This is a genomic window from Pseudomonas sp. TH39(2020) (assembly GCF_016650715.1).
GTDB classification, from domain to species: Bacteria; Pseudomonadota; Gammaproteobacteria; order Pseudomonadales; family Pseudomonadaceae; genus Aquipseudomonas; species Aquipseudomonas mandelii_C.
This window is the reverse complement of sequence record NZ_JAEKFF010000006.1, coordinates 975,327-1,001,378: the sequence shown is the minus strand read 5'-3', so window position 1 is coordinate 1,001,378 and position 26,052 is coordinate 975,327. Positions and strand designations below refer to the sequence as shown.

At 57.9% G+C, this 26,052-nt stretch carries 23 protein-coding genes; 13 read left to right on the top strand and 10 right to left on the bottom strand.

The genetic code is table 11. The features are described from left to right. Positions 1–6: 6 nt before the first annotated feature. The 8 genes from JFU47_RS12580 to yaaA all read right to left on the bottom strand — a co-directional run bounded on the left by JFU47_RS12580 (position 7) and on the right by yaaA (position 11,786). Positions 7–1,458 carry an alginate O-acetyltransferase gene (locus JFU47_RS12580; protein WP_201183312.1) on the bottom strand — a complete coding sequence of 484 codons (1,452 nt, stop codon included), beginning with the start codon at positions 1,456–1,458 and terminating at the stop codon, positions 7–9. 10 nt (positions 1,459–1,468) lie between these two features. After that, the gene (gene algG, locus JFU47_RS12575; protein ID WP_123365354.1) at positions 1,469–3,058 is read right to left on the bottom strand and encodes a mannuronan 5-epimerase AlgG; all 1,590 of its coding nucleotides are present in this window, start codon (positions 3,056–3,058) and stop codon (positions 1,469–1,471) included. Positions 3,059–3,084: 26 nt separating this feature from the next. Further along, positions 3,085–4,572, bottom strand: a complete 1,488-nt coding sequence (locus JFU47_RS12570) for an alginate export family protein (protein ID WP_201183310.1) — start codon at positions 4,570–4,572, stop codon at positions 3,085–3,087. After that, entirely contained in the window at positions 4,569–5,975 is a 1,407-nt protein-coding gene (gene algK, locus JFU47_RS12565) for an alginate biosynthesis TPR repeat lipoprotein AlgK (RefSeq protein WP_201183308.1), read from the bottom strand. The genes JFU47_RS12570 and algK overlap by 4 nt, the downstream gene beginning before the upstream one ends. Positions 5,976–5,985: 10 nt before the next feature. Then, positions 5,986–7,155 carry an alginate biosynthesis protein Alg44 gene (locus JFU47_RS12560; protein WP_201183305.1) on the bottom strand — a complete coding sequence of 390 codons (1,170 nt, stop codon included), beginning with the start codon at positions 7,153–7,155 and terminating at the stop codon, positions 5,986–5,988. A gap of 35 nt (positions 7,156–7,190) precedes the next feature. After that, positions 7,191–8,672, bottom strand: coding sequence for a mannuronan synthase (gene alg8, locus JFU47_RS12555; RefSeq protein WP_430539809.1), 1,482 nt, complete (start codon positions 8,670–8,672; stop codon positions 7,191–7,193). A gap of 210 nt (positions 8,673–8,882) precedes the next feature. Then, positions 8,883–10,199, bottom strand: a complete 1,317-nt coding sequence (locus JFU47_RS12550) for a nucleotide sugar dehydrogenase (RefSeq protein ID WP_149628755.1) — start codon at positions 10,197–10,199, stop codon at positions 8,883–8,885. Positions 10,200–11,006: 807 nt separating this feature from the next. Then, complete coding sequence (gene yaaA / locus JFU47_RS12545) at positions 11,007–11,786, bottom strand: peroxide stress protein YaaA (RefSeq protein WP_201183303.1); 780 nt, start codon at positions 11,784–11,786, stop codon at positions 11,007–11,009. A gap of 179 nt (positions 11,787–11,965) precedes the next feature. On the opposite strand from yaaA, the gene JFU47_RS12540 reads away from it, so the two are divergent. From JFU47_RS12540 to JFU47_RS12480, 13 genes are all read left to right on the top strand, one after another. Further along, a complete protein-coding gene (locus tag JFU47_RS12540) occupies positions 11,966–13,090 on the top strand; it encodes a polysaccharide deacetylase family protein (protein ID WP_201183301.1) in 1,125 nt (374 codons plus the stop codon). Positions 13,091–13,427: 337 nt separating this feature from the next. Continuing rightward, positions 13,428–14,822, top strand: a complete 1,395-nt coding sequence (locus JFU47_RS12535) for a PhoH family protein (RefSeq protein ID WP_140683819.1) — start codon at positions 13,428–13,430, stop codon at positions 14,820–14,822. A 235-nt stretch (positions 14,823–15,057) separates the two neighbouring features. Then, positions 15,058–15,531, top strand: coding sequence for a cyclic pyranopterin monophosphate synthase MoaC (moaC, locus tag JFU47_RS12530; RefSeq protein ID WP_033061025.1), 474 nt, complete (start codon positions 15,058–15,060; stop codon positions 15,529–15,531). After that, the gene (moaD, locus tag JFU47_RS12525) at positions 15,528–15,770 is read left to right on the top strand and encodes a molybdopterin converting factor subunit 1 (RefSeq protein ID WP_140683817.1); all 243 of its coding nucleotides are present in this window, start codon (positions 15,528–15,530) and stop codon (positions 15,768–15,770) included. Before moaC ends, moaD begins: the two co-directional genes overlap by 4 nt. A 3-nt stretch (positions 15,771–15,773) precedes the next feature. After that, entirely contained in the window at positions 15,774–16,226 is a 453-nt protein-coding gene (gene moaE / locus JFU47_RS12520) for a molybdopterin synthase catalytic subunit MoaE (RefSeq protein WP_046045949.1), read from the top strand. 308 nt (positions 16,227–16,534) lie between these two features. Further along, positions 16,535–17,311 (top strand): ABC transporter substrate-binding protein, encoded by a 777-nt coding sequence (locus tag JFU47_RS12515; protein ID WP_201183299.1) that lies wholly within the window; start codon positions 16,535–16,537, stop codon positions 17,309–17,311. A gap of 234 nt (positions 17,312–17,545) precedes the next feature. Further along, complete coding sequence (locus JFU47_RS12510; RefSeq protein WP_201183297.1) at positions 17,546–18,055, top strand: disulfide bond formation protein B; 510 nt, start codon at positions 17,546–17,548, stop codon at positions 18,053–18,055. 816 nt (positions 18,056–18,871) lie between these two features. Continuing rightward, the gene (cyoA, locus tag JFU47_RS12505; RefSeq protein ID WP_008147621.1) at positions 18,872–19,816 is read left to right on the top strand and encodes a ubiquinol oxidase subunit II; all 945 of its coding nucleotides are present in this window, start codon (positions 18,872–18,874) and stop codon (positions 19,814–19,816) included. A 3-nt stretch (positions 19,817–19,819) separates the two neighbouring features. Beyond that, a complete protein-coding gene (gene cyoB, locus JFU47_RS12500; protein ID WP_123365368.1) occupies positions 19,820–21,850 on the top strand; it encodes a cytochrome o ubiquinol oxidase subunit I in 2,031 nt (676 codons plus the stop codon). A gap of 3 nt (positions 21,851–21,853) precedes the next feature. Continuing rightward, positions 21,854–22,480: a cytochrome o ubiquinol oxidase subunit III gene (locus tag JFU47_RS12495; RefSeq protein ID WP_123365369.1), complete on the top strand. Its 627-nt coding sequence runs from the start codon at positions 21,854–21,856 to the stop codon at positions 22,478–22,480. Further along, positions 22,480–22,821 carry a cytochrome o ubiquinol oxidase subunit IV gene (cyoD, locus tag JFU47_RS12490; RefSeq protein WP_123365370.1) on the top strand — a complete coding sequence of 114 codons (342 nt, stop codon included), beginning with the start codon at positions 22,480–22,482 and terminating at the stop codon, positions 22,819–22,821. The genes JFU47_RS12495 and cyoD overlap by 1 nt, the downstream gene beginning before the upstream one ends. 11 nt (positions 22,822–22,832) lie before the next feature. Next, positions 22,833–23,720 carry a heme o synthase gene (gene cyoE / locus JFU47_RS12485; protein WP_095132943.1) on the top strand — a complete coding sequence of 296 codons (888 nt, stop codon included), beginning with the start codon at positions 22,833–22,835 and terminating at the stop codon, positions 23,718–23,720. A gap of 402 nt (positions 23,721–24,122) precedes the next feature. After that, the gene (locus tag JFU47_RS12480; RefSeq protein ID WP_201183295.1) at positions 24,123–24,617 is read left to right on the top strand and encodes a RidA family protein; all 495 of its coding nucleotides are present in this window, start codon (positions 24,123–24,125) and stop codon (positions 24,615–24,617) included. A 74-nt stretch (positions 24,618–24,691) separates the two neighbouring features. Here the strand turns inward: JFU47_RS12480 and JFU47_RS12475 are convergent, their stop codons facing one another. Beyond that, positions 24,692–25,396 (bottom strand): hypothetical protein, encoded by a 705-nt coding sequence (locus JFU47_RS12475; RefSeq protein ID WP_076028557.1) that lies wholly within the window; start codon positions 25,394–25,396, stop codon positions 24,692–24,694. 137 nt (positions 25,397–25,533) lie between these two features. Beyond that, on the bottom strand, positions 25,534–26,049 hold the full coding sequence (locus JFU47_RS12470; RefSeq protein ID WP_201183294.1) for a hypothetical protein: 516 nt from the start codon (positions 26,047–26,049) through the stop codon (positions 25,534–25,536). Positions 26,050–26,052: the final 3 nt, after the last annotated feature.

The window sequence follows — 26,052 nt, the reverse complement described above, 5'->3', positions numbered from 1 at the left end:
ATTGCCTCATTGCCCGGTCTGGGCGGTACGCTGCCCAGCGCCAGGGAATACGTTGCGTTTGCAGATTTTCGCTTCGACTTTTTGTGGCGTGGCACCTGCTTCAGCAGGGCCCTGGATTTCGACGGCCAGCAGATTCTGCGAGGCCCAGTCTTCGTCCGTGCGCAACTCAAAGGCGAAACGCCCGTCGGTATCGGAGGTTTCCGGTTTATCGATCTTGATGTCCTCGTGGCGACCGTTCATGTACCAGAGGGTGGCTTGCAGAGTTTTCACCGACGGATCGGCGAAGCGGATATCAACCTGGTGACTGCTGTTTTGCAGGTTCAGGTTCTTGCTGTTGACCATCAATTCGTTCTTGCCCGGTTTCAACGTGGTGCTGCCGGTCATCTGTGCATCCTTTCCTTCGCAACCGTTGTCCAGCAGCGCCATCATCTGGCGGTAGATGGTTTCCTGGTCGAGGCGATAGAGCGGCGAGAACTCCCAGATCAGAATCTTCGGCGGCTTCTTCTGGAACTCTTCGCTGCCCAGGTACTGCAGCATCGAACCTTCCAGGCCACCGCCGGGGAACGCCACGTTGAGGATGTCGGCGCCGATGGCCTCTTCGAGGAAACCGGCGAAGTTGTAGTTCTTGCCACTGTGGCTGGTACCGACCAGGGTGACTTCCGGATTGCCGGAATCACTGAACAGATCGCCATCAGCCGCTTCGCCTTTCGGCTCGGTGGTGAACTGATCCATGTACTGGATCGCGTAGCTAGTGCCACAGAGTTGACCAGCCATGTTGTGTAACGTTCCGGTCTTGCCCATGCGACCCGACTTATGGCTCTCGAATTCGCGTTTCGGCACGTCGGCAAAGGCCGGCATTTTCTTGATTTGCTCACCGACGATTTTCGCCGTGCGCTGGGCGCCATACGGCGTCCAGTGTTGGTCGCCCTGGAAGTAGAAATCGTGGGCCGGCAGGGTGTCAGGCAGCGACTCGTTGGTCAGCGGCGACAGGTCCGGCACGGTGTAGCCCATGGCGGCGAAACGCCCGAGCATGGTCTTGTAGTTCTTCAGGGCCTTGTCGAAATCGAACTTGGCCTTGTCTTCCGGGTTGAGCTTGTTGCGGTTCACCAGACCACGGGTCGGCTGGTAAACGATGACCAGTTCAATGCCTTTGCTCTTGAACGCATCGTGCAGTTCTTTCATGCGTTTGTAGCCGCCGGGGGTGGTGTCGAACTCGGTGCGCAAGTCTTCTTGCGTACGGAACAACCAGTCGCCCTGAGCCTGCACCAGCGTGGTGAAGTTCTGCTGGTAACGCGTGGTGTAGTTCTTCGCGTCGTGGGCTTCCGGACACAGGTTGCAGCACGGCTCGGCGCTGAAGGCAGGTGCTTTGGCTTCATCGGCACGAGCGCCGGCGCTGGCCGCGAAAATGCCGACGGTCAGGGCCGACAGGCTGAGTAATTTGATCAAGTGTGAGTGCATAAAATTATCCTCAGTCCCGTATTTTGGTCTGGCGTTCGACAGGGTCGATCAACACGGCTTTCTGCTGGCGCACCAGCAGGTCGAGAATTTCGTCCTGGCGCTCGCCGAGAATCCCCGAGAAGCTGATGCCGCTGGATTTGGTCGGCGCGAGCATGGACACGCGATACAACTCCACGCTCAACGGCGAGTCGATGGACAGCGGGCCGCTGCCGTTGCCGGCCAGTTCGCCGCCGACCACGATCAGGGACACCTCGGCGTCGAATGGGTCGAGCTTGATGTCCCGGTCGGTGTCGCTCAGGTCCTTGATGTGCCCGTAGACGCCGGTCAGGCCGTTGGCCATGGACAGATTTTCGTAGAGGCGGATGTTCACGCTGTTACGAATCCGGATGCCGTGGCGTCGGTTGCTGATCACCTTGTTGCCCCACAGCAGATTGTCGGCACTCTCGTAGAGGGTGATGCCGTCAGTGTGGTTCTTGTAGATCTCGTTGTAGGCGATCAGGTTGTTGACGCTGTTACGGTCGATCACCAGGCCCGACAACTTGTTGTCGTAGCTGCGGTTGTTGAAGATGAAGCTGTCGTTTACTTCACGGGAAATAATGATCCCGTGCTTCTTCTTGGTCCCGAACACTGTGTTGTCGGCAATGATCAGACCGTGGGAACGGTCATGCGGGTCAATGCCGTAGACGATGTTGTCTTTGTAGGTGTTGCCCTTGACCACAAAGTCGCGGGTTTCGTAGCAGTAGAAGCCGTACCACATGTCCGAGAACTCGGAGCCGACGATCCAGCCGCTCGGTTCAGGGCGCTTGAGCACCTTGGCCATGTTCGGCGTGTATTGGGAAATACTCACGCCATAGGACTTACTGTTGGCGTAGCCGAAACTGGCGATCTTGCTGTTGGCGATGTAGGTCTGGGTGCCGCCCCAGGACAGCAGGAACGGACGGAATTCCTTCGGCGACTTGAAGGCCGCCGGGCCGTTTGCCTTCTCGCTCCAGCCAGTGATTTTGGTATCGCGCACGAATAGCTGACCGTCGTTGACCAGGAACGACCCTCCCTCTTGGGACAGGCGCAGTTCCTGGGTCTGCTTGTCGATTTCCAGGATGCCTTTCTCACCCACCACGATCGGCAGCTTCGCCAGGAACACACCTGGCGAGGTTTCGCTGAAGTACTGCTTGGGTACTTTCTTGGCCAGATCCTTGAGGTTCATGTAGCCGTCGTCGATGAAAATCGCCTGTGGGATACCGTGCTGACGCACGACCCATTCGGCCATCTTGTTATCGCCGCCGATGAAGTCCTTCAGGGCGTTTTCCTGCATCATCCGGCGCACGCTGATTTTGCCGGGCTTGGTGCGCACGACTTTCGCGGCGATGGCTTCGGCGGTGTAGCCGGAGGTGTCCGGCAGTTTCGGCTTGGCCAGCTCCAGCGGCGCAGTCGGGGCGCTGCTGACGGTGTAGGTCTTGGCCTGTTGCAACCCTTTTGCAATGGTCGCCGGTTGCCCTTTTTGAACGGGCGAGGCCGGCTCCACTGTGGCGAAGGCTGCCGTGCTGGCCAGCAACATCGCGCCGGCCAGCAAGGTTATTGAGCCTCTCTTCGGACTGTTCATGTCAGGAACTCCCTTAGCGGTTCGCATCAGAAGCGCCAGATCACGTCGATAAACGCGCGGTGCATGTACGAGTCGACGCCTTTGCCATACGCATCGCCGGGCTTGAACACACCGCCACGCAACCGCACCAGGGCCGAAGGCTCATCGATCGACTGGCTCAAGGAGGCGGGCAGCAGGCCTTGCTTGAAGTACTTGGTGACGACCACGTCCATTTCCTGGCCGAGGTCCTTGCTACCGTCTTCCAGCGGCAGGGACGTGCTGGAAAGAATCGCGCCGGTCGCGTCGTCGGTGTTGTTCTCGACGGCGTTGATGCCATTGCTGCCGACTGGCTTGTTACCGTCGACACGCCAGAATTTGTGGTAGATCACACTGGCGTCGTATTCGTCGTTGAGCATCCACGAACCGAACAGAGTGGCGGACTGCATGTTTTGCATTTCGCCGCGGAAAGCCTCGCCGAAACGGTGAACACGCGAGCGCGTACCGGTGTAGTTCGAACGGTTGCTTTCCAGGCCGTTCTGTTCGTAATTGGCGCTGGCGCGGGCATACGCTGCACCGACTTGCCATTGCGGATCCAGGCGCAGACGCACGCCCAGGTCAGTGGCCCAGCCGTCGACGTCGCCGCTGGTCTTGGCTTGGGCCGGCGCGGTGCCGTCGGCGTTCAGCGGGTTGACCTTGTCGCGGTCGCCGCTCATGCCGGTGACGCTGCCCCAGTAGTTGACGGTGTTGGTGTTGCGCCAGTTGTAGGCATCGCTGTCGGCGGTAAGGCCGAGCCAGCTGATGTCGCCATTCTGTTTCTTGTCCAGGGAATCGGCGGGAACACCCGGCTGCGCGTAGTCGAGCTTGCCGTCATCGTGGGTGTGATGACCGCGAATGCCGACCCAGTTGCCCGGGGTCCACTGATACGACGCATCGGCGTAGGCGTGCAGGCGATCCTTGTCTTTTGGGGCCAGCTCGGTGAGGTCGGTACGGTATTCGCTGAAGCGTTCGGCGACACCGGCGTTGGCGCGCAACAGGGTGGTGTCGAAGGTCCAGTTCAGCGCTTCGATGTTGGTGTCGCGCCATTGACCGTCGTCGTTGTGCAGGCGCTGGCGACCGAGCTTGAGCATCTCGCCGGGGTAGGGCGTGAGGCCGCGGTAGCCGACCCAGAACTCACGCATCGCCAGGTAGTTTTTCTTGGTTTTGCGATCACCGTTGTCGGTGGCCTGGGTGCCGTCGCTGTCGGACTGTTGCAGGGTGTCCGTCTCGATGATGTCGGTGGCCGTCACGGCCTGCCCCATGGCATAGGCGCTCCACGCACCGCTCTCGCCATAAATCCATGGACGCAAATCGAGGCCGACGCCGTTGACGTCGCCGCCGCTCGCCGTACCGAGGTCAGTGTCGTCTTCGGACTGTGCGGTGACTTTCACGTCAAGGCCGTAGTTCTTGCTTTCCGTCAGGGCCGCCAGGGTCGGGCACGACCACAGCAGGGCGAATGACAGGCCAATACCGGCCTTAACGAATGGATTCAACTTCATAGGGATTCCTCGCCGTCTTCTTCTTCCAGGGCATGCAGTTCCAGCGTGTTCTGACTCAAGGCACCACGAACGGCCTGTTCTTGTTTCAACAGGCGTTGGGCCTCGGCGAGCTGGGCAGGCGGCAGTTGGGCTTCAAGTGTTTGTGCAAGCTCGGTGGCTTGCGGGGTGTTCTGGGCTTTGGCCAATTGGCTGAAGACATAAGCGTTAAGCGGGTCGGGCCGGGTGCCCTTGCCTTGGGAGAACAGTTGGGCAATGGCGAAGTCGGCGCTGTTCTGGCCGTTACGCGCAGCCTTGAGCAGGTGGTCCAGCGCTTTCTGCGAATAGACCTTGCCCAGGTAACCGCGACGGTAGATCTGGCCGAGGTAGTAATCGGCGGCCACTTCTCTGTCGACGGCTTTCTTGAAGTGTTCTTCGGCGACCTTCGCGTCGGCCGGCACCATTTTGCCTTCGTAGTAGAGCTTGCCCAGCAACAGTTCAGCGCGCGGCTGGTCGGCGGCGCGGCCGTTGTCCAGGTACTTCATCATCAAGTCGACGTCACCCAGTTCGGGGAAGTCGTAGAGCAGCTGCGCCAGGCTGACCCAGGAAGCGGGGTAGCCGGGTGCGATACCTTCGAGCAGCGACTGGGCGGTTTTCTCGTCGGTCGTGCCCAGGGATGCATCGCCCAATACGCGAGCCACGCTGTCCACCCGCTGGGCGGAAACCGTGCCGCGAGCCTGAGCGGCTTGCATTTGCTTGATCAGCTCGGCCTGTTTCTCTGGCTGGGCTTTTTTCTGATAGACCGTGGCCAGTTCGACGTAGCAGATGTCGGTGGTGTTCAACGCGGCTTTGCAGATCGTCTCCACTTCGTCCAGGTGCTGGTCGTAAGTGCCCTGGGTGCGATAGAGCAGCACTTGGGCCAGGCCCGCTTCCGGCTTGCCTTCGGCGCGCCATTGGCTGATCTGCTGTTGCGCGTTGACGTTCGGGAAACTGTGCGGGTATTGCAGGTACAGCATCGCCAGCGGGATCAGGGTGTTGCCTTCACCATTGGCCGAGGCTTTTTTCAACAGGCCTTCGGCTTCGTGCTGTTCGGCTTCGGTGGAGCCGGGTTTGGCCACCAGCAGACGACCCAGGCGAGCCTGAGCTCGCGGCGAGACGCTGGCCGCAGCGCGATAAGTCGCCTCGGCTTTCTTGATCTGCGCCGGGTCACGGCTGTCGACCTGGATATCGGCGAGGCCAACCTGTGCTTCGCTGTAGCCCAGGTCTGCCAGTTGCTGGTAATTCTGCGCCGCCAGCGTGGTATCACCGCGCTTGAGGGCTTCGTTGGCCAGACGCTGGTCGGGCAGGCCGGCGCATCCGGCCAGGGCAATTGCCATGGCCAGAGTCAGCGGGACTGGCAGGATTCTGAGTGGGCTAGTCACGGGCATGTCCTCTTTTTTAACGACCGGCGGCCATGGCTTTGTCGATCAGCCAGTTCAGGTTCGGACCACGGGTGGCGTTGACTTCAACCGGGCGACCGGCGAATTTGCTGTCCAGCGGCTCGTCAGGCTTGATCTGCACGCGGATGTCGGACGACAGGTCGGCGCTTTTCAGGCTGGTGCTGCTGATGATCGTGCCGGAGCGGGTTTTGTCTTCGCCGGCGATCTGGAAGCTGACCGAGCTGCCTGGCAGCACGTCGCCGAACTGGCGATAGGTGAAGCGCGCTTCAACGTTGGCTTCGCTGTTACGCGGCACCAGTTGGAAGATCACGTCGCCCTTGCTGGCGTACTGACCGTTGGCGACCATTTGCTGCGCTACGGTGCAATCGCACGGCGACGTCAGGGTGCCGGTCATTTGCTTGCCGAACAGTTCTTCAACCTTGGCCGGTTGCAGTTGGTCTTCGTCCAGATGGCCCTTGAGTACGTCGAGCATGCTGGTGCTGAACGTCGCCAGCGGCGCGCCTTTGGCCGCAACGCCGTCGGTTTTGATCAGGCTCTGCACCGTGCCGTCACGCGGCATGGTGATGTTCATGCCCGCCACGCTGACCAGACCGGCCTGGGCGTGGCTGACGAAGTACATGCCGTACACCGACTTGAAGATGAAGCCGAATGCCGTCAGACCGACGAGGAAAATCGCGAGGCTGAAGGTCACTGCACGCAGGCGACCGAACGGGGTCATGCCGTGGCCGCCATCCTTGTCCTTGCGCGCCTTGGTGAAGTTGTCGCGTTGCAGGGTGGCCAGCACTTCACCCATGGTGACGATGTCGCCGGCCAGGTGCGAAGTGATCAGGTGGCGCAGGGTGGAAATATCCTGGGATTCGAGGTTCTGGAACTGGCAACCGGTACGACCGGTTTCGCGGTCGTGGGAGCGCACCAGTAACTCGACGTCCATGGCCAGGCCGAGGTTATCGATGACGAACTGCAGGCGAGCCTTGTACACGTCGCCGACTTTCAGAGGCAGCTGACCGGCATTGAAAGCCAGGCCGCCAGCGGAAAGGTCGATGACCCGAGCTTCTACCGGGGTCCGGTCAGGACCGTAGAAGCGCAGCTTGGCCGGGATTTTTACCCGGGCGTGCTGACGCTGGGCTTCTGATTCATGCACTACGTTGGCGTTGACGGCGGTATTCATATGGACGATTTCCTAGTTAATTCAGGCGAGTTCGGTCAGACCATCATCAGCAGCACAGCAACAAAAATGCTGCCGGCGGAGAAGGTCATGGTCCGAGACGACCAAGTGTTGAACCAACCTTGAAAGCTGGCGAGATCACGGGTCAGGGAAGTGGGCTGGCGACTCCAGGACTGTCGGTCGAGGCGGAAGAACACGTAGATTTTCACCAGCGCGCCGACGATCTGGTTGTAATAGAGAATCGCAGGGTAGGCCGGGCCGATCGTGTGACCGGACAAAGACAGCAGCACGGTCAGGATCAGGCGGGTAATGCCGATCCACAGCAGGTAAACCAGGATGAACGCAACGCCGTACTTGAAGGTGGCGATGAGCGCGACGGTCAGGCCCAGCAGCGACGTCCACATCGACACACGCTGGTCGAACAGCACCACCGAAGTGAACAGGCCGAGACGTTTCATCCCCAGGCCCAAGGCGCGGGAGTTCTGCCGCAGGTTGTTGCCGTACCAGCGGAACATCAATTTGCGACTGGCCTTGATGAAGCTTTTTTCCGGTGGGTGTTCCACGGTGTGAATGGCGGCGTCCGGCACATAAAACGTGTCGTAGCCCAGGCGCATCAAGCTGAACCAGCTCGACTTGTCATCACCGGTGAGGAACTTGAAGCGACCCAGGCGCCAGTGTTGCAGCGAGTCGCTTTCCACGTCGGCGATGAAGTCCGGGTTGGTCACCACAGTGGCGCGGAATACCGACATCCGTCCGGTCATGGTCAGCACGCGCTTGGACAGGGCCATCGAGCACATGTTGATGTGGCGCTGGGCGAATCGCAGTTTGTGCCACTCGCTCATGATGTAGCCGCCGCGCACTTCGCAGAACTCGTTGGTGGTCAGGCCGCCGACATTGCCGAACAGCTGGAACCACGGCACGGTCTTGAGCACGACGCCTTCGGCGAGCACGGTGTCGCCATCAATCACTGCAACCACTGCGCGATCGTCCGGCAGGTGGCGGGAGATGGCGCGGAAACCGTAGGCCAGGCCGTCACGCTTGCCGGTGCCGGGAATGCGCACGAAGTCGAGCTTGACGCGAGCCGGTGGATTCATTTTGGTCCAGAGGCTTTTCACCAGCTTCTCATCGGACATTTCCACGATGGAGCAGACCATGGTGGTCGGCAGTCCGCAGTCGATCGCTTCGCGAATCACCGAGGCGTAGACCTGGGCGGTGGTCAGCGCGTCGATACGAAAACTGGTGACCATCAGAAACACATGGGACGGGTCTGCCGTTTTACCCAGCTTGCGCACTTTGCGCCGCAGGTGCGGGTAGACCACGTACAGAAACAGCATGCCGCGCAGAAAGTGCGTAGCACCCATCGAGTAGCGCCAGATACCGACGATACCGATCAGGAAGATGAAGTCCTTCGACTCGGAGTCGAACGTGGACGCAGGCAACGCCATGGCGATGCCCATCAATAAACTTAGGTAAAACAGCCAACCGGCGACCTGAAGTAGGCCGTGCTTTAGCCTGTGCATAATCTGCATCCGTCTCTATCTCGGGCGAGCCTGTGGGGTGGCCCGATGGGGTTAAGGCAGGCTTACGAAAACTGGCGACATCCGGTCTGGATGGCGCCAGAAATCCTGTAGGAGCTGGCGAAGCCTGCGATCTTTTGATCTTTCGCTTGAAACTCAAGTGGACCTGGAAAGATCGCAGCCTCGTTTCACTCGACAGCTCCTACGACCGCATTACCAGCAGATGCCTTCAGTCCGGCCACTTACGCTGGTGGCCTGGGACATGAAGCCGACCAGGTCGATCACTTGCTTGCCGTGTGGAGCGTTCTGCGCCAGGGCGCGGAATTTCTCGTCACGGTTGCCAAGGATGATCACGTCGGAGTTGTTGATCACGTCGTCGAAATCGGCGTTGAGCAAGGACGAGACGTGAGGGATCTTCGACTCGATGTAATCCTTGTTCGCACCGTGGACACGGGCGTATTCGACGTTGGTGTCGTAGATGCTCAGGTCGTAACCCTTGCCGATCAGCATTTCCGCCAGATCAACCAACGGGCTTTCGCGCAGGTCGTCAGTACCGGCCTTGAAGCTCAGACCCAGCAGGGCGACTTTGCGTTTGCCGTGGCTGGTGACGATGTCGAAGGCGTTCTGCACCTGGGACTCGTTACTGCGCATCAGCGAGTTCAACAGCGGTGCTTCCACGTCCAGGGAGCCGGCGCGGTAGGTCAGGGCGCGAACGTCCTTCGGCAGGCAGGAACCGCCGAACGCGAAACCAGGGCGCATGTAGTACTGGGACAGGTTCAGCGTCTTGTCCTGGCAGACCACTTCCATCACTTCGCGACCATCGACGCCGACAGCCTTGGCGATGTTGCCGATCTCGTTGGCGAAGGTCACCTTGGTGGCGTGCCACACGTTGCAGGTGTACTTGATCATTTCGGCCACTGCGATGTCCTTGCGGATGATCGGAGCGTCGAGTTCTTCGTACAGCGATTGCAGAACGTCGCCCGAAGCCTTGTCGAACTCGCCGATAACGGTCATTGGCGGCAGGTCGTAGTCGGCGATCGCGGTGCTTTCACGCAGGAACTCAGGGTTCACTGCAACACCGAAGTCGACACCGGCTTTCTTGCCGGAGCAGTCTTCGAGGATCGGGATCACTACGTTTGCCACCGTGCCTGGCAGTACGGTGCTGCGAACCACGATGGTGTGACGGGTGGTCTTGTCACGCAGGACAAAACCGATCTCGCGGCACACAGCTTCGATGTAGTTCAGTTCCAGGTCGCCGTTCTTCTTGCTCGGCGTGCCGACGCAGATCATCGACAGGTCGGTGTCGCGAATCGCCTCGGCGAAGTTGGTCGTGCCGCGCAATTTGCCCGTCTCGATACCCTTCTGCAGAAGCTCGCCCAGACCCGGTTCAACGATCGGCGATTTACCGGCGTTGATCATATCGATTTTGTCTTTGGCAACATCGACGCCAACGACGTCATGGCCCCGTGCAGACAGGCAACCGGCACATACTGCGCCGACGTAACCCAAACCAAATATGCTGATGCGCATCGCAATTACCTCTGTGTTTATCAAGCCATTACATGGCCGGAGTTAATGGTGTTCAGCGGTGATAGTGCACTCGGAAGTGCGCCTTAAAGGCGTCACAATGCCGCGTGCAGGCATATAAGTTCCGAGTGTCTAAATAAGTGCACTCAAGATGTGCGCAACTAGGCTTTTATTGTTATGGCGTGCCCTGTTATGCAGCAGGTCTTCTAATCAGAAGACATTCGTGCAAAGGTCTTGCGCGCTCAATGCCAGGCCAGAAGCCCGTAAATCAAGCGGTTGGGTGCTCAGGTGAGCACGTTTATAGGGGCGCTGCCTTGGCCTTGTAGGGGATATTTATGATGCTTATCTCCTGTCCTTCATGTGTTGCCCAAATCAGGGTCCAGTAAGCAGAAGTTAATGTGACAACTTTGCTACGTGAATCTCTTCTCTGCGTAAGTTATCTCGTACAAGCTCAGAGAGAATGGTTACCGGTGGTATGAGCGACGCATTTGGACATAGTTCCAGTCCGCCCATCGCGAATTCTGAAATTTCTTGAAATATTGAAAAAGATGGCACTGCTTTCATATTGATAGCAACGCCTGTTTGGCCCTTGATACATAGGGTTATTGTTGGATTAGATAGTTATGTGCCACTACCGATAAAAAAATTCAGTGCCACTACTGAAAAAAATCAGCAAAGTCGAGTGAAACTAAAGTTAGAAAACCGAGTGATTGATTTTTGACGTCAGTAAAGTGACGAATGAAGCGGGGGATTGTCGGACGATTGGACGTGGCGCACGCCCCGTTAATGAGGCGTGCGCCAACCGGGTGCTTACTCGGGTGCGTGATCGCGCAGGAACACCAGATTGTCCGGTTTAGACTGCTCGGCGCTGTAACGATAACCTTGTACGTCGAACTGCTTGAGGGCTTGCGGGTCGTTGATGCGCTCTTCAATGACGAAGCGACTCATCATGCCGCGGGCCTTTTTCGCGTAGAAGCTGATGATCTTGTACTGCCCGTTCTTCAGATCCTTGAATTCGGTATTGATGATGCGCGCGTTCAGGGCGCTGCGTTTGACCGCCGAGAAGTACTCGTTGGACGCCAGGTTCAGCAGCACGTCGTCGCCTTGATCGGCCAGGGCTTCGTTCAGCCATTCGCTGATCCGCGTGCCCCAGAAGGCATACAAGTCCTTGCCACGGGCATTCGCCAGTTTGGTGCCCATCTCCAGTCGATACGGCTGCATCAGGTCCAGTGGGCGCAGCAGGCCGTACAGGCCGGACAACATGCGCAAGTGCTGCTGGGCGTAATCGAAATCGGCCTCGCTGAAGGTTTGAGCATTCAACCCGGTGTAGACGTCGCCCTTGAAGGCGAGCAGTGCCTGCTTGGCGTTTTGCGGAGTGAACGCGGGCGTCCAGCTGCCGAAACGCGCGGCGTTGAGCCCGCCGATCTTGTCGGAGACGTGCATCAACTCGCTGATCTGCGCAGGGGCCAGCTCGCGCAATTGCAGGATCAGCTCCTGGGAATGGTCGAGGTATTGTGGCTGGGTGAAGCGCTGGGTCGCCGGCGGTGTTTCGTAATCGAGGGTCTTGGCGGGGGAAATCACCATCAGCATGAAGTCGTCTCCTTTAATCGTGGGGGCGATTCTAGGGGGTTGTCTGTGTGGACTCCAGCTATCAAGTCCATAGGTGATGATCGGCGGCAGTCCGCAAAACCTGTGGGATCGGCGCTGCTGCGGGATATAGAGCGGGATCAGCTATAGTGCCGCGCGGGTTTTGTTATGGAGACATCCCATTGCGTATCGTTTTTCTATTGTCGGCCTGGCTCTTGAGCTTCGGTGCCATGGCGGCGCCGGGCGATATGGCGACGCTTGATCGCAGCACCTGGCCTGAACAGCTCAACAGCCCGACCCTGTTTGATGTGGCATCACGGGCCGAGATCCTCATGTTTTCTCGCGTCCTGTTGGCCAGCGAATCCCTGGATGAAGTGAGCCTGGCCCAGCGCCTGGGGTTGCGCACGGTCAATCTGGAATCGATCAACAACCTGCGCCAGCGCATGTGGCAGCGGCTGCTGACCAACTACAACTACGCCCAGCAGAGCTGCGATCAGGATGCTTCCTTCTGCTTCCTGGTCGAGGACATGGACACCCTGCGCCAGCAAGCCGCCAAGTTTCAGGTCAGCGATGAGAGCTACTACATAAAGTGGGCCGAGCCGAGCCGACTGTTCCACGCCCAGTACCTGGACGAGCAATTGCGCAAGGCAGCGCTGTTTCCGCAAACCAGCAGCGAAGTCGATCGTTTTGGCGACTATGAGCGCAACGGCGATCAGATGCATGACCGGCTGTTTTTGCTGACCTTCGACAGTGCCGCCAATGCCGTGCCGGATAACACCGCCTGGGCCACGGAATACCTGCGCAAGTCGAACATGAGTGGCACGTTCTTCGTCCTCGGCAAGGACATCCAGGCCCGTCTGGCCGATCGTTCGGTAGCCAGCCTGCAAGCGACGTACTCGAAGCAGTGCATTGGCGCGCAAGGCTGGGAATTTCGCTCCCACAGCCACTGGCAGGACTGGCAGGACTCGGTGCGACGCAGCGTCGAGCTGGTCAAAAGCAAACTGCCCGAGAACTACGTGCCCTTGTTTCGGCCGCCTGATGGCCAGCGTCGGTCTGACGCTGAAGGATTTTTCAAATCCCAGGGCCTGCAGGTGGCGCTGTGGGATATCGATGCCCAGGATGGTGCCGGCAAGCTAAAAGCCAATCAGAGCGCGCAACGGGTGTTGAGCCTGATGTTGTTGTGGCGCCACGGGGTGATTAACTTCAACGTGAAGCAGGATGCGCTGAAAACGGCGATGCCCTGGCTCATCACGCAAACGGCGCAAAGCGGAATCGGCTGGGAAGACTGTCAGGACGCGTTTCGCTGAAAACGGCGAAAGGCCGTAAACATTGGGCGATGAGTGATTTTTGGCGAGAATTCGGTGCAGGCGGACTTCCGACTTTAACGGGGTGATGGCAATCCGCCTAGTGCTATTGGTCACTCTGAAAAATAAACTTCAAAAAAACGTCAAAGTACTTTTTTCTGTCACAGGTTTTGGAGTATTACGAAGACAGACCGCCGAAACCTGCAACACAGGTGGCGTCTTCCAAGACCCAGCTATGGATGCAGTTCACTTGAGTCCCCGCAGGTGAATTCGGTGGCCACTTCGAGGCGCAGCACTGTCACGGTATTGCGTCGACTGGCTCCCACAAAGGTGACCGAGTATGGATGATCACGGACGTAGCTTTTCCTCCAACCAGCCAATCCTTTATGTACTCGATACCAACGTATTGATTCACGATCCAAACGCCCTGCTTAACTTCGAAGAACACCACGTCGCCATCCCGATGACCGTGCTTGAGGAGCTCGACAAGCTCAAGAGCGGGCATCACAGTGTGGCTGCAGAATGCCGTCAGGCGATTCGCCTGATCGACAAGACCCTGGGCGATGCCAGTCCTGAAGACGTCGAGCTCGGCGTACCGATCCAGCGTGGTAAAAGTGGTCCCAAGGGTTTGCTGTCAATTTTGATGAGCAAACGTGCAGAACCGAACATCATTCTGCCCGAGCACCTGAACGACAACATCATCATCAACCAGTTGATCGACCTGCACGCGCGCGAACCAAAGCTGCCCGTGGTGCTGGTCACCAAAGACATCAACATGCGCCTCAAGGCCCGGGCTTGCGGGATTGCGGCCGAGGATTACAGCACCGACCAACTGGTTGACGATGTGTCGCTGCTGCCCAACGGTTATCACAACATGACCGGCTCCTTCTGGGACCGTGTGAGGAATGTCGACACCCGTCAGGACCATGGCCGCACCTGGCACCAGGTGCAACTGATCGACAACCTGCCGGCGGTACACGTCAACGAGTTCATCATCGATGAACAGGGCTTTGTCGGCTGGATCAAGGAGATCGAGGAAGACAAGCTGCTGATTCTCGACCTGCATCAGGAACCCCTGTTGCACCAGGAAGCCTGGGGCCTGAAACCGCGTGACATCTATCAAAGCCTGGCGCTGTACGCCTTGCTCGACCCGGATATCCACCTGGTCAACCTGACCGGGGCAGCAGGTTCCGGTAAAACCATCCTCGCACTGGCGGCGGCGATCGAGCAGACCATGGTCAGCAAACGCTATCGCCGGATCATCGCGACCCGAAGCGTGCAGGGCCTGGACCAGGAGATCGGTTTCCTGCCCGGTACTGAAGCGGAAAAAATGGAGCCTTGGCTGGGCGCCATCACCGACAACCTCGAAGCCTTGCACATGGATGACGAAAACACCCATGGCAGTGTCGATTACATCCTCAGCAAAGTGCCGTTGCAGTTCAAATCCCTCAACTACATTCGAGGCCGCAGCTTCCAGCAGAGTCTGATCCTGATCGATGAATGCCAGAACCTCACGCCGCACCAGATGAAAACCATCATCACCCGTGCCGGTGCCGGTTCGAAAGTGGTGTGCCTGGGCAACCTGGCACAGATCGACACCCCTTACCTGTCCGCGACCAGTTCCGGGCTGACCTACCTGACAGAACGCTTCAAGGATTTCCCCAACGGTGTGCACATCACCCTGCAAGGGGTGCCACGTTCGATTCTGGCCGAATACGCCGAATCGCATTTGTAATCGCGACCAGAACCGGGCGGCCCAAAGCCGCCCGGTTTTTTGTGCCTGACACAAATCCCCTGTGGGAGCGAGCCTGCTCGCGAAGGCGTCGCGTCAGCCAATATCAATGGTGGCTGATGCACCGCTTTCGCGAGCAGGCTCGCTCCCACAAGGGGATGGCGGTGAACGCATAATCAAACGTGCGGAATTTTGACCCACAGGTTTACAATCGGTGCTCCTGATCAGGAGTATCCCTGTGCTGACTCATCTCGATTCCCAAGGTCGCGCCAACATGGTCGACGTCACTGAAAAAGCCGTGACGTTCCGTGAAGCGACGGCCCAAGCGCTGGTGCGCATGCTGCCCGAAACCCTGCAGATGATCGTCAGCGGCGGTCACCCCAAGGGTGATGTGTTCGCCGTGGCGCGTATCGCCGGCATTCAAGCGGCGAAGAAAACCAGCGATCTGATCCCTCTGTGCCATCCGCTGCTGCTCACCGGCGTCAAGGTCGAGCTCAGTGCCGAAGGCGACGACACCGTGCGCATCGTCGCGCGCTGCAAGTTGTCCGGGCAGACCGGCGTAGAGATGGAAGCCCTGACCGCCGCCAGCGTCGCGGCGCTGACTATCTACGACATGTGCAAAGCCGTGGATCGCGGCATGACTATTGAAAGCGTGCGTCTGCTGGAGAAGCTCGGCGGCAAGAGCGGCCATTTCCAGGCGGATCAGCCATGAACGTCACCGTGAAGTTTTTTGCCCGTTACCGTGAGGCGCTCGGCGTGGACTCGGTGAAGGTTGAAGGTGATTTCGCCACGGTCGACGATGTGCGTGCGCTGCTGTCCCAGCGTGACGGTGCCGAAGTGTTGAGCGAGCAAAACCTGATGTGCGCCCGCAACGAAGACCTGTGCCAGCTCGATGAGCCGGTAAGCGATGGCGATGAAGTGGCCTTTTTCCCGACCGTGACCGGAGGCTGAGCCATGGCGATTCGCGTGCAATCCACGGCGTTCGATCCGGGTGCTGAAGTCAATGCCATGCACGCCGCCAATGTGGGCGTTGGCGCGGTGGTGAGTTTTGTCGGCTATGTTCGCGACTTCAATGACGGACTCGACGTCGCCGGGATGTTCCTTGAGCACTACCCGGGCATGACCGAAAAAGCCCTCGCCAAGATCGCCACAGAGGCCGAGCAGCGCTGGCCGCTGCTCAAACTTGAAGTGCTGCATCGCATCGGCGCCCTGGAACCGGGGGAGCCGATCGTCTTCGTTGGCGCTGCCAGCGCCCATCGCCAGGCCGCGTTCGACGCCTGCGCCTTTGTCATGGACTACCTGAAAACCCGCGCACCGTTCTGGAAGAAAGAAAACACCCCTGACGGGTCGCGTTGGGTTGAAGGGCGTGACAGCGATCATGCGGCGGCGGATCGCTGGAAGCAGTAGTTCCTGCGGTGTCTGCAATTACGCCTTCGCGAGCAGGCTCGCTCCCACAGGGAATCTATGTCGTACACAGAATTTGTGTACATGGAGATCAAATGTGGGAGCGAGCCTGCTCGCGAAGAGGCCATCAGCAACACCAAAAATCCCGATGACTCACCGCCCGACCACCGGCCCGCACATCCTCGATCGCCCTGATTGACGGGCCATACATAAAAGTCCAGTATGGAATTATAAGTACAAAAAAGACGTTCCCCTGTTTCTGCTCTTTCTTCTGTCTTGCCAAACCAACAACAACCCGCGAGAGAACGAACATGAAGAAATTCCCCCTCATCACCGGTCTGGCTCTGAGCCTGTTGGCGTGCAGCAGCCTGTTCGCCGCCGATAAAACCCTGCGCATCGGCATCGAAGCGGCTTATCCACCGTTCGCGTCAAAAACCGATAAAGGTGAGATTGTCGGGTTCGACTACGACATCGGCAATGCCCTGTGCGCGCAGATGAAGGTCAAGTGCGTGTGGGTCGAAGGTGAGTTCGACGGTCTGATTCCTTCCCTTAAAGTGAAGAAAATCGACATGGCGCTGTCGTCCATGACCATCAACGAAGACCGTAAGAAGTCCGTGGATTTCACCCACAAGTATTACTTCACCTCATCGCGTCTGGTGATGAAGGACGGAGCGGTCGTGGATGACCAGTACGCCAGCCTCAAGGGTAAGACGGTTGGCGTGCAGCGCGCAACCACCACTGACCGTTACGCCACTGAGGTTTTCGAGCCGAAGGGTATCAACGTCAAGCGTTACGGCAACAACGAAGAGATCTACATGGATCTGGCTGCCGGTCGCCTCGATGCCATTTTTGCCGACACCATCCCACTGAATGACTTCCTGACGATGCCGCGTGGCAAGGGTTATGCCTTTGTCGGGCCGGAGCTCAAGGATCCGAAATACGTGGGCGAGGGCGCCGGGATTGCGGTGCGCAAGGGCAACACTGCGTTGGTCTCCGAGCTGAACACGGCCATCGACGGTATTCGCGCCAGTGGCGAATACCAGAAGATTTCAGAGAAGTACTTCAAATCCGATATTTACGGCGACTGATCAAACGCATCGCCAGCAGGCTGGCTCCCACAGTTGGATGCATTCCAAAGTGGGAGCCAGCCTGCTGGCGATGCGGTCGTGGGATCATGCAAATCTCTGGAAATAGCCCGAAGTTAATCCCTTCTTAACCGGCTCGTCGTCTATTCCCCGATACCCCGCTGCGCGCACCGGACTCTCAAAGGTCAGGGCCAGCGTGTAGACTTCTGGGCAATCGATATTTAGAAGGGAAACGCAATGAGCGAGGAAACGATGCGGTTGGGCCGTGAACGGCGCTATCTGGTGTTGCTGGGCATCATCTGCCTGGCACTGATCGGTGGCGCGCTGTACATGCAAATTGTTCTGGGCGAGGCGCCATGCCCGCTGTGCATCCTGCAACGTTATGCGTTGCTGCTGATCGCGCTCTTCGCGTTTATCGGCGCGGCCATGCGCACCCGCCGCAGCATCACGGTATTTGAAACGCTGGTGGTGATCTGCGCCCTGGCAGGCGTCGGGGTGGCCGGGCATCACGTCTATACCCAGTTCTATCCGGCGGTGAGCTGCGGCATCGATGTACTGCAACCGATAGTCGACGGTTTGCCACTGGCGAAGATCTTCCCGCTGGGCTTCCAGGTCGACGGCTTCTGCTCCACGCCGTACCCGCCGATCCTCGGTCTGTCGCTTGCACAGTGGGCGCTGTTAGCCTTTGTGCTGGTCGTGGTGCTGGTGCCGCTGCTCACGTTGCGTAACCGTAAAGTGCTGCGCTGAGGTCATTTGCGGCATCGCTTCGTCACACAAAAAACGCCCCGGTCCTCGTTGAGAGGAGCGGGGCGTTTTGCATTTCAGGGCATCGGTGAAATGACCTTGATGCGCGACAAGTCTGGGTGCGACACATGTGCGACATGTTGTCACAGCGCGAGTGTCGCAAGGCATTTCAAGGCGCCGAATTGGTACATGGATTCGCAACAAAATTGGCCTTTTTTAGCGTCTGGCGGCTTCAGCCCCAAAAAACCGGAGCAGGCAGTTTTAACAGGCCTTGGTGAATTGCCAGAGCCCTTGTCATATGGGGGCTTGGGCAGGGTCGAAGGAGGGCGAAGAGCCTTCGATACTGTCTGAACTGCCTGAGGTAGACCTACAATTTTTGGTGTTTTTGTTGAGAATGAATTTCGATACCATGGCGCACTTTTGCAAATACCGTTAATGATTGTTGCTGGAATGGATAAAAATTATTTCGGGATGAGACATGGTTTATAAAACGTTACATATCTACAATCGCCCGCACTGAATTCCCGGCACTGCTCATCCCTGAGCAGGAATAGGGCGTCGAGAGGCTCTTTGGCTTCATGCGACTCCCAGGTGTCGGTGCCTTCCCATTATCCGCACCAAATGGAATTGGTCTGTAACAAGGCCTTTGACCACGAATTCGAATAAGAACTCAACGCTAGCCCAGGATTTGTCGAACAGCGTCTGACGCGCGACGGGCAGCCACTTATTCAATCCAAGAAAAATGCCAACCCTTGGCAGGGTGAAGTGTTGGCGATCAAAACCCAACTGCATTGCGCAAGCTGCTTTAGAGGTCGTGAGATGAGTAAAAACAGGTACCCCAGACTACTAGGCTTATTGCCGCTGATCGGCACGTTGTTGCTGTCAGGCTGCAACATGACCTTGCTCGATCCGAAGGGCCAGGTCGGCCTGGACGAGCGAAACCTGATCATCACCGCAACGCTGCTGATGCTGTTGGTCGTGGTTCCGGTCATCGTCATGACCTTCCTGTTCGCCTGGAAATACCGCGCGTCCAACACCGACGCTGTCTACACGCCGAAGTGGTCGCACTCCACCAAGATTGAAATCGCGGTGTGGGCTGTTCCAGTGCTGATCATCATTGCCCTGGGTTATGTCACCTACAAGTCGACCCACGCGCTGGATCCTTACAAGCCGCTGGAATCCGACGTCAAGCCGATCACCATTGAAGTGGTCGCGCTGGACTGGAAGTGGATGTTCATCTATCCGGAGCAAGGCATCGCCACCGTCAACAAGATCGTGTTCCCGGCGCACACGCCGATCAACTTCAAGGTGACTTCGGACTCCGTGATGAACTCGTTCTTCATCCCGGCCCTGGGCGGCCAGATCTACGCGATGGCCGGCATGCAGACCAAACTGCACCTGATCGCCAACCAGAACGCTGAAATGGACGGTATCTCCGCCAACTACAGCGGCGCTGGTTTCACCGGCATGAAATTCAAAGCTATCGCCACCTCTCAGGAAGATTTCGACGCCTGGGTCAGCGAAGTCAAAAAGGCACCTAAACAGCTTGAAAAAGCTGAATACGAAGCCCTTTCCAAGCCAAGCCAGAACAACCCAGTCGAGCTCTACTCCTCGGTCACGCCGAACCTGTTCCAGATCATCGTCGACAAGTACGAAGGTATGAATCCGGGCAAGCCGATGCACCACGAGAAGAAAGAGCACGAAATGGCCGCCATGGAAGGGATGGACATGAGTTCGCATTCAGCTGCCGGGGCAGAGGAGTAAACGATGTTTGGTAAATTAAGTTGGGAAGCGGTCCCGTTCCACGAACCGATCGTGATGATAACCATCGCCATGATCGCGCTCGGTGGTCTGGCGCTGTTCGCTGCAATCACCTATTTCAAGAAGTGGACCTACCTGTGGTCCGAGTGGCTGACCTCGGTCGACCACAAGAAAATCGGCGTGATGTACATCGTCGTCGCCATGGTCATGCTGCTGCGCGGTTTTGCCGACGCCATCATGATGCGTACCCAGTTGGCCATGGCCACCGAGGGTTCGCCTGGCTACCTGCCGCCTGAACACTATGACCAGATCTTCACCGCTCACGGTGTGATCATGATCATCTTCATGGCGATGCCATTCTTCACCGGCCTGATGAACCTTGCAGTGCCGCTGCAGATCGGCGCGCGTGACGTTGCCTTCCCGTTCCTGAACTCCTTGAGCTTCTGGCTGCTGGTGTCGGGCGTGGTGCTGATCAACCTGTCCCTGGGCGTCGGCGAATTCGCCAAGACCGGTTGGGTTGCCTATCCGCCGCTGTCGGGCCTGCAATACAGCCCTGGCGTGGGGATGGATTACTACATCTGGGCGCTACAGCTATCCGGGTTGGGTACGACGCTGACGGGGGTCAACTTCCTGGCCACCGTACTGAAAATGCGTACCCCGGGCATGAAGATGATGGACATGCCGATCTTCACCTGGACCTGCACCTGGGCCAACGTCCTGATCGTGGCTTCGTTCCCGATCCTGACCGCTACCCTGGCACTGCTGACGCTTGACCGTTACATGGATTTCCACATTTTCACCAATGAACTTGGTGGCAATCCGATGATGTACGTCAACCTGTTCTGGGCCTGGGGTCACCCCGAGGTTTACATCCTGATTCTGCCGGCGTTCGGGATCTTCTCCGAAGTCATTTCGACCTTCACCGGCAAGCGTCTGTTCGGCCACCACTCGATGGTCTACGCATCGGGCGCGATCTCGATCCTGGGCTTCATGGTCTGGCTGCACCACTTCTTCACCATGGGTTCGGGTGCCAGCGTCAACGCCTTCTTCGGTCTGGCGACGATGCTGATTTCGATCCCGACGGGGGTGAAGCTGTTCAACTGGCTGTTCACCATCTACCAGGGCCGTCTGCGTTTCACCAGCCAGGTTCTGTGGACCCTGGGCTTCATGGTGACCTTCGCCATCGGCGGCATGACCGGCGTACTGCTGGCCATCCCGGGTGCTGACTTCGTACTGCACAACAGCCTGTTCGTGATCGCGCACTTCCACAACGTGATCATCGGCGGCGCGGTATTCGGCTACATCGCAGGCTTCGGCTTCTACTTCCCTAAAGCGTTCGGCTTCAAGCTGCACGAAGGTTGGGGCAAGGCAGCGTTCTGGTTCTGGATTACCGGCTTCTTCGTCGCGTTCATGCCGCTCTATGTACTGGGTTTCATGGGCATGACCCGTCGTCTGAACGCCACCACCAACCCTGAGTGGGTGCCGTATCTGTACGTCGCCATGTTCGGTGCGGTGATGATCGCGGTCGGTATCGCCTGCCAGCTGATCCAGCTGTATGTCAGCGTGCGTGATCGCAACAAGCCAGAAAACATGTGCGAACACGGCGACCCGTGGAATGCGCACACCCTGGAATGGTCGACCTCGTCGCCACCACCGTTCTACAACTTTGCCGTGCTGCCAAAAGCGGAAACCATCGATCCGTTCACCGAAGCCAAGGAAAACGGCACCGCGTACAAGGCTCCGGCCAAGTACGAGCCGATCCACATGCCAAACAACACCGCGACCGGTGTGGTCATGGGTGCTCTGTTGACCGTGTTCGGTTTTGCGATGATCTGGCACATCTGGTGGCTGGCCATCGTTGGCCTGGTCGGCACCGTGGGCTACTTCGTGATCCACGCTGCACGTGATGACCAAGGCTACATGGTGCCGGTCGAGACAATCGAGCGCATCGAAGCCGAGCAGCACAAGCGTCTGGTAGCGGCCGGGAAAGTTCCAGCCACCGCCACCCGTGTTGAAACCTCGTTGGAACAGGCTTAAACCATGTCGAACTTAGTGACCAATGCTGGACACACCCATGTCGATGGACATGGGCACGATGACCATCACCACGACTCGGGCGAGATGACCGTATTCGGTTTCTGGCTCTACCTGATGACCGACTGCATTCTGTTTGCGTCGATCTTCGCGGCGTACGCGGTACTGGTTAACAACGTAGCGGGTGGCCCGTCGGGCCACGACATCTTCGAACTGCCCTATGTGCTGGGCGAAACCGCCTGCCTGTTGCTCAGTTCGATCACCTATGGCTTCGCCATGCTGGCGTTGTTCAAGGGCAACAAGAAGGCAGTCTTGGGCTGGTTGGCCATCACCTTCCTGTTCGGCCTGGGCTTCATCGGCATGGAGATCAACGAGTTCCACAAGCTGATCTCCGAAGGCTTCGGCCCTAGCCGCAGCGGCTTCCTGTCCGGGTTCTTCACCCTGGTCGGCACCCACGGTCTGCACGTGACCAGCGGTCTGATCTGGATGGCGATCATGATGTATCAGGTGCAGAAAAACGGCCTGACGGCGACCAACAAGACCCGTCTGAGCTGCTTGAGCCTGTTCTGGCACTTCCTGGACGTGGTGTGGATCTGCGTATTCACCGTTGTTTACCTGATGGGGACCCTGTAATGGCTAATGCACACTCCCACGGACACGATAGCCACGACGCCGGCCACGGCAGCGTCAAGTCCTACGCCATCGGCTTCATCCTGTCGGTGATCCTGACCATCATTCCTTTCGGCCTGGTGATGTATCCATCCCTGCCGAAAGCTCTGACCCTATGGATCGTACTGGTCTTCGCAGTGATCCAGGTGCTCGTTCACCTGGTGTACTTCCTCCACCTGGACCGTTCCGCCGCCCAGCGTAACAACGTGATCGCGTTTGTCTTCGCTGCCATGGTAATCGTCCTGTTGGTAGGCCTGTCGCTGTGGATCATGTTCAGCATCCACACCAACATGATGGCGCACTGAGGAAAGTCCGGATGTCCTTTAAGCACTTTATCCAAATCACCAAACCGGGGATCATTTTCGGTAACGTGCTTTCTGTGGCGGGCGGATTTTTCCTGGCCTCGAAAGGGCATGTCGATCTGGCCATTTTCCTGGCCGCCATGATCGGCACGTCGCTGGTGGTGGCTTCCGGTTGCGTGTTCAACAACTGCATCGACCGCGACATCGACCTGAAGATGGAACGCACCAAAAACCGGGCGCTGGTCCAGGGCTTGATCTCCCTGAAACTGGCCCTGGCCTTTGCGACCGTCCTGGGTGTTTTCGGCGTTGCACTGTTGTACAAAGTGGCCAACCCGTTGGCCGCGTTGTTCGCGGTGATCGGCTTTGTCATCTACGTCGGTTTCTACAGCCTGTACCTCAAGCGCAAGTCGGTTCACGGCACGCTGGTGGGCAGTCTGTCGGGCGCCATGCCGCCGGTGATTGGCTACGTCGCTGTGACCAACAGCTTCGACATGGCCGCACTGACGTTGCTGGTGATGTTCAGCCTGTGGCAGATGCCGCATTCCTACGCCATCGCGATCTTCCGCTTCAACGATTACCTGGCCGCATCGATTCCGGTGTTGCCGGTGAAGCGCGGGATTCAAGTGGCGAAGAAGCACATCCTGCTCTACATCCTGGCGTTCCTCGTGGCGACCTTGATGCTGACCTTCAGCGGCTACGCCGGCATGAGCTACCTCGCCGTCGCCGCGGCCATGGGCATGTACTGGTTGTACATGGCCTGGACCGGCTACAAGGCAGTGGATGACACGGTCTGGGCACGCAAGCTGTTCGTGTTCTCGATCTTCACCATTACCGCGTTGAGCGTGATGATGTCGCTGGACTTTAAAGTGCCGAGTGAGCTGTTGCTGACTTACGCGCCTTAAGCGTCGGATGCTGTAAAGAAAAACCCCGCCTTCGAGAGAAGCGCGGGGTTTTTTATTGGGGGCTCTGGTGGACCGAGTTGCCCCATTCGCGAGCAGGCTCGTTCCCCACACTGGATCTGCGTTGCCGCGAGTTATGGGTGGGAGCGAGCCTGCTCGCGAAGGCCGCACCGCGGTCTATCAGGAAAACTCAACTATCGAGCAACCGAAAAACCCGTTCCCGCACCTGGCTGTTATCGCAGTGCGCCACGTTGAAACGCAGGAAGTGGCTAGCGTCCGGCGCTTCGCTGAATCTAAGGGACATCAATTTGATCCAGGCTGATTTTCATAGGCCAGCCCCCGAGTCGAGATCTTTGGGCTAATCTGTAAGAAAAAATGGATCCAATTTTTGATCGGGGAGGAGAGATGACTGAACACATGACCTGTGATGAACGATTCATCGCACTGGCAAAAGAGCTCGGTTACGACATCTACGGTGAGAATACGGCCGGCGGGCATTACGCGCTGTTGTTGCGGCATCACGATGAGCTTTACGTCAGCGGTCTGGTGCCGCGGATGAATGGTGAAATTAAGTATCCGGGCAGGGTAGGCCTGGATCTGACGCTGGTGGATGCACAGAGCGCTGCCAGCATCAGTGCGTTGCGCGGTTTGGCATTGATTGTTGATTCCATCGGTTCGCTGGACAAGATCAAGTCGCTATTGCGCGTCACGGTTTACATAAAGTCCACCGCGGATTTTGTCGATTTGAGCGAAGTGGCCAACGGTGCGTCGGACGTTTTCAGTCATGTACTGGGCGATGCCGGTAAACATACCCGAACCACGATCGGCGTTTATCAACTGCCGAAAGACGCAGCCATTGAAGTTGACATGATCGTGGCGATACGGCCATCAACGCTCTAACGATGAACCTGCAGGCAATAGAAAGGCCCGCGCTGAATCCCAGTGCGGGCCTTTTCAGTCATCGATGACGTGTGTTACTGCGCGGCGATGCTGTAGCCATCGAACGCGGTTTGCTGCTGAAGCGCGGTGATGATGTTCTTGCGGTTAACCGCTTGTTCGGCCCCGGCATTGTCCAGGAAGGTCTCGCTTTCCAGCTCCGCTTCTTCGCCTTCGCCGACGAAGGTGAAGCCCAGGAACTCCAGTGCTTCACGGTCAACGTTCAGTCGCGAACGCGGGGTGCGCAGCGGCAGCGTCACGCTGATACCGTCTTTGCTGATGGTGAACACTTCGACATCTTTCTTGGCGCGAGCAGCCTTGCTTTTGCCACTGCTCGGGTTGCTGATGGCCTGGTGGGTCTGGTTCAGCACTTTCAGTGCGAGGCCATAGACCAATTCCTGAAATGCCGGGTCGTCCTTGAAACTGGAGAGAATCCGGCTGATCGGGAATTTGCTGCTCAAGTCTTCCAGGGCTGCAATGTCGGCAGCCTCTGCGTCCTTGAGCTGCTTGAGTTCGCCCATCAATTCGTAGGCTTTGTCGTCGTCGAAGCTGTCGTGAGCCTGGCGAATCGCGGCGCGCAGCTCGCGGATCTGGTCGCTTTCCCGGGTGGACTGGAAAGCGTCCAGGACCATCTCGCTGATGGTCTTGGCCTGGGGCACGTGCTGTGAAAGATTGATGGAGTTTTCGTATTCCGCTTTGGACGACAAGGTGACTACGGATTCAGCGGTATTGGAATCGGACATTGAAATTTCACTACTTCTTTTAACTTGGATTGAGGCGAGAAAGCACAGGGCCTTTTCAGGCCGCCTAATCTATTGGACCGAGGCGGCGTTGTCACGGATGAACAGGCGGCTGGTCATCATTTTTGGCACAGCGGCTTTTAACCGGTGGCTATCTGGGGGCGTTTTGCCTGAAGTGTCAGCAGCAGCCGATAAAACTTCAACGCCCGACCGCTGATCAATCCACAGACAAAGCCCGAAGCTGACGCCTTGAGCAGAATCATCTCAACGGTGGCGGCCATTTCCGGGTGAACGTCATCCTGGTAACCGAAGTAATAGTTCACCGCAAAAAACAGCAGGTAGAGCACCAGGGTTTTTGCTGTGCCCGGCACGATCAGGCCGGTTTGCGGATCATCCAGCTCAACGCCCTTGCGCGGAAAAATCAGCAGTGCCGCGAGGCTGCCCAGGATGACGGCGGCCAGCCAGCAACTGACCGATAGCTGCGGATTCAGCGTCAGGTTCAGCGAATACAGTGACCAGCCCAGCAAGATCGGCGCTGTGACGAGCAATGAAGTTTTGCTTTCACGGGTCGGGGACAGGGCTTTGACACCGTAGTAGCACAGCAGCAGAAATATCGCGTAAACCCACAGCGGGGTGTTTTGCAGGGTGTTGAGCATCGC